The sequence below is a fragment of the Planctomycetota bacterium genome (genome assembly GCA_038746835.1).
Lineage (GTDB): Bacteria > Planctomycetota > Phycisphaerae > Tepidisphaerales > Tepidisphaeraceae > JBCDKH01.
The window spans coordinates 1-3661 of sequence record JBCDKH010000264.1; the positions used below are offsets into that span (position 1 = coordinate 1).

Genomic DNA, 3661 nt, shown 5'->3' on the forward strand with positions numbered 1-3661 from the left:
CGCGCCGCCTGCGTCGGGGTGTGGGCGTGCACGTCGGCCACGCCGTCGCTGAGGCTGACGTCGGTGTCGTGGCCGATGCCGGTGACGACCGGAATCCGACACGCCGCGATCGCCCGGACGACGGCCTCGTCATCGAAGGCCCGCAGGTCCTCGCGTGACCCGCCGCCGCGAATGAGCAGGATGGCGTCGATGCGGCCGGTGCCGCCGCGGGTGGCGTCGAGGTGTGCGATCGCATCAGCCACCGATGAGGCTGCGGCGTCGCCCTGAACGGTGACCGGGTAGAGCGCAAGGCGAACCGACGGGAACGGCCGAAGCACCTTGAGCGCGTCCTGCAGCGCGTCGGCCTGCGGGCTCGTCACGAGGACGACGCGCGACGGAAACCTCGGCACGGCCAGCTTGCGCGAGGCGTCGAAGAGCCCTTCGTTTGCGAGCTTCTCGCGAAGCCGACGGATCGCCGCCTCGATCGCACCCTCGCCAGCCGGATCGATGCGGTCGCAGATGATCGAGAGCTGCCCGCCTCGCCCGTAGAAGTTGACCCGGCCGCGGACGATCACCTCGTCGCCGACTTCGGGTCGGAATCGGTTGCGTGACAGCTTGCTCTGGTAGATGACGGTCTGGACGCGGGCCTTGGCGTCTTTGAGCGTCATGTAGCCGTGACCGGCGGTCGAGACGGTCCATTCGCCCACCTCGCCGCGAAGGCGGAGATCGTCCGCGAAGCCCGCCTTGAGTACGCGGTCGGCCTCGTCCGCGAACTGGGACACGCTCCAAGGCTCGTCGTCGCTGCCTGCAGGCTTGGCTTTCGGCGCGGACGGGCGACGCGGTGCCGTCAAGTTGGCTCGGACATCCCAAACGGTGGGTGCGTCGTCGGACACGGGAGAGGTTAGAGCGGACCCCAGTGAGCAAGCCGCACTCTGATCCGATTGAGCCGCCCGCGGCAGCGGGCGCGTCGGTTAGCGGCCCGCTCGCGCCCGCTCACGCGGGCGGCTCACTGACCTTCGTGTCGGGAGTGTTCCGTCGCGCAGTGAGTGCGCCAACCAAGCAAAACGACGCTCCGTTGCAGAAGCGTCGTTGTCGAGCCGCAGTCTGAAGTGCTCCGTTGTTACCGGAGGGCGGTCTCGTAGTAGCCGATCAGCGCCAGGAGCTGGTTCTGGTTGAGGATCGTCTTGTTGAGCTGCTGGGCCTCGCGGGCAACGCGGTTGTACTCGCGGAGGTCGCGTTGGGCTTCGAGGACAATGTTGACGTTCACCGGGTTCTGCAGCTCTTCGTCGGTGAAGTCCGGCACAACCGGCTCTCGGCCGAGGACGACGATGTCGGTGTCGACGGTCACCGCGCTGACGATCTGGCCGCCGAACTCGGAGACGAGGCTGGCGATCTGCTCGCCCTCACGTTCGGTGAAGATGCCGTCGCCGTTGAAGTCGTACTCGCCGTAGATGTAGAAGCGACGCGGGCTGTCGCGATCGAACGCGAGGTTGGCGATGAGGTCCTGCTCTTGGATCGTCGTGCCGGGCTGCTGCGCGACGATTCGGGCTTCGCTGGAGTTGGCACCGACGTTGACCAGCACGATGCTCGCCTTGCCCAGCGGCAGCGAGACGTTGGCCGGATCGTCGATGTTGCCCGAAAGCTGCGGGATGCCGGTCTCCTCGCCGTAGACGCTGAAGGTCATGCCCTTGGTCACGCCGTCACGTCGACCCAGGTCGATGATGAGGCGGTTCTCGCTGGGGCTGCGGATGACGCGGCCGTCGGCCTTGGTGATCATCGCGTCCCCGCCGATGCGGTTGAGCAGCGCCCGCGTGGTCTGCTGCAGGTCACGGTTGAGCTGGTCCGCACGCGACGTGACGTCGTCGACGAGCGTGGTCAGCGTGATGTTCTCCTCGCCGAGCTCCTGAGCCAGACGTTCGGTCGCCGCGGTGATGTCGGCAGTCATCTCTTCGAAGCCCTGCTGAGCGGCCTCAGTCGCGGCGATGGCTTCGTTACGCTGCTCCTGCGTCTCACGCACTTCCTGGCGAAGCTGGGCGATCTGCTGCTCGAAGGTCGACGCCGCCTGTTCGGCAGCGCTCTGCTGCTGGGCCAGACGCGACTCGGACGCTTCCAGCTGCGAATTGAGCCGGCGAATCTCCGCGATGGCCTCCTGCGTGGCGTCGCTCAGCGTTGCCAGCTGGACGGCACCGTCCTCGTCACGGACGGCCTGGAGGACCGAAGCCGTCTGGTCGATGATCGACGTCGCAGCGTCCTTGGCCGCGGGAACGGCGTCGTTGCCGGTCGCGAGCTGGGCCAGTTCCTGACCCTGCGTGATCGCAAACCGCAGGTAGACCTGATTCGAATTGGCGGCCGTGCGCTCTGCCCGGAGCTGCGTCACAGCCTCGGAGTTGATGTCGCTCTCGGTCGCCACCTCGTTGAGGCGATCCTGGAGCGTTTCGACGCGCTGCTCGGCGTCGGTCTTGGCGGCGAACGCGATGCCCGCCAGCACGATGAACGTGATGCCGAAGACGGTGGAAACGACAGTCCAGGTGATCAGAGCACCCTTCGAGCCTTGATTGACAGCCATAGCGGACCTCCAGAAGGCGGCGGTGAAGCAACGCGGAAGCGACGTCGCAAGCCGGACGGCCGCGACAGGCGGGAACCGCCGAGACAGACGCCCAGCGGCCATCAGGAGCTTAACGAGCCGGTGCGTCCAGGTAAACCCGGCCCGGCCTCCGCAGTGCCGCCGACACTCTTACCGGACGATCTAACGTGGCCCCATGGCCGGCAAACGCAAGAGCTTCTACCTGATCGACGGCCACGCCCACATCTACCGCGCCTACTTCGCCCCCTTCCGCGATCTCACCAGCCCCACCGGCGAGCCGACCAAGGCCACCTACGTCTTCACCCAGATGCTCCTCCAGCTCGCGGAGCAACGGCGGCCGGATTACTTGCTGATGGTCACCGACTCGGGCGACGAGACCGTTTTCCGCAAGGAGATCGACCCCAACTACAAGGCGAACCGCGAGTCGCCGCCGGACGACTTCAAGCCGCAGGAAGAGCGCATCCTGCAGCTCGTCAAGGACGCGGGTATCCCGATGATCACCAAGCCCGGCTTCGAGGCGGACGATCTGATCGCCACCATCGTTCGGCGCTACGCGGGCCTCTACGACTTCTACCTCGTCTCCAAGGACAAAGACCTTCGCCAGCTTCTGGGCGACGGCGTGGTCATGCACGACCCGCAGAAGAACGAGGACTTCGACGCCGACGCGCTGGTCGCCAAGGTCGGCTACAAGCCCGAGCAGGCCGTCGACGTGCAGGCGCTGATGGGCGACAACGTCGACAACGTGCCGGGCGTCCCCGGCATCGGCGAAAAGACCGCGGCGAAGCTCATCAACAAATACGGCTCCGCTGAGGCCGTCGTCGAGAACGCCGACAAGCTCACGCCGAAGCAGAGCGAGAACGTCCGAAATCATGGGCTGGAGAAGCTCGCTGTCAGCAAGCAGCTGGTCACGCTGAAGGACGACGTCGATTTGGGCGACTTCGACCCGGCCGCGTGCGACTTCACGGGTCTTGACACGCCCGCCCTTCGCGACCATCTCGACGAGCTCGGCTTCCGCAGCCTGCTCGGTCGGCTTGGTGGGAACGGCTCGCTCAAAGCTGATGCCGACGTGCCCGACAAGCCGTCGGCGAAGTACGCCCC

The 3661-nt window shown here is 66.4% G+C and carries 3 protein-coding genes; 1 reads left to right on the top strand and 2 read right to left on the bottom strand.

The window, feature by feature from the left end; all coding sequences use genetic code 11:
* Both xseA and AAGI46_16315 read right to left on the bottom strand, forming a co-directional pair.
* A partial coding sequence (gene xseA, locus AAGI46_16310) for an exodeoxyribonuclease VII large subunit (GenBank protein MEM1013770.1) occupies positions 1 to 872 on the bottom strand: 872 nt, incomplete at its 3' end.
* 227 nt (positions 873 to 1099) lie between these two features.
* Positions 1100 to 2545: a FlgT C-terminal domain-containing protein gene (locus AAGI46_16315; protein ID MEM1013771.1), complete on the bottom strand. Its 1446-nt coding sequence runs from the start codon at positions 2543 to 2545 to the stop codon at positions 1100 to 1102.
* A gap of 193 nt (positions 2546 to 2738) precedes the next feature.
* On the opposite strand from AAGI46_16315, the gene AAGI46_16320 reads away from it, so the two are divergent.
* Positions 2739 to 3661 (top strand): 5'-3' exonuclease H3TH domain-containing protein (locus AAGI46_16320; GenBank protein ID MEM1013772.1); only part of this gene is annotated, 923 nt, incomplete at its 3' end.

Excerpts from the sequence above, each read along its gene's own strand:
- AAGI46_16315 (MEM1013771.1), bottom strand. The coding sequence starts at position 2,545 with ATGGCTGTCAATCAAGGCTCGAAGGGTGCTCTGATCACCTGGACTGTC.